At 58.3% G+C, this 230-nt stretch carries 1 protein-coding gene; it reads left to right on the top strand.

The annotated features are described in order from the left end of the window. On the top strand, positions 1 to 230 hold a 230-nt coding region (locus P8629_RS12840), incomplete at both ends, for a hypothetical protein (RefSeq protein ID WP_278166465.1).

The raw sequence follows: 230 nt of genomic DNA, 5'->3' as shown, positions 1-230 counted from the left end.
AAGCGGTCGACGGCGAGTACCAGAACTACAAAGCGAACGGCGGTGCTTACACCCGTGAGCACTTCTTTGGTAAGTACCCAGAAACCGAAGCGATGGTCAAAGACCTCTCCGACGAGGATATCTGGAAGCTCAACCGGGGTGGCCACGACCCGTTCAAGGTCTACGCGGCTTACCACGAAGCGGTCAACACCACCAACGGCAAGCCCACGGTGATCCTGGCGCATACCGTC

The sequence above is a fragment of the Hydrogenovibrio sp. 3SP14C1 genome (genome assembly GCF_029625905.1).
Classification (GTDB): Bacteria; Pseudomonadota; Gammaproteobacteria; order Thiomicrospirales; family Thiomicrospiraceae; genus Hydrogenovibrio.
Note: the sequence above shows the minus strand (reverse complement) of the source record. Positions and strands in the feature narration are given on the sequence as shown.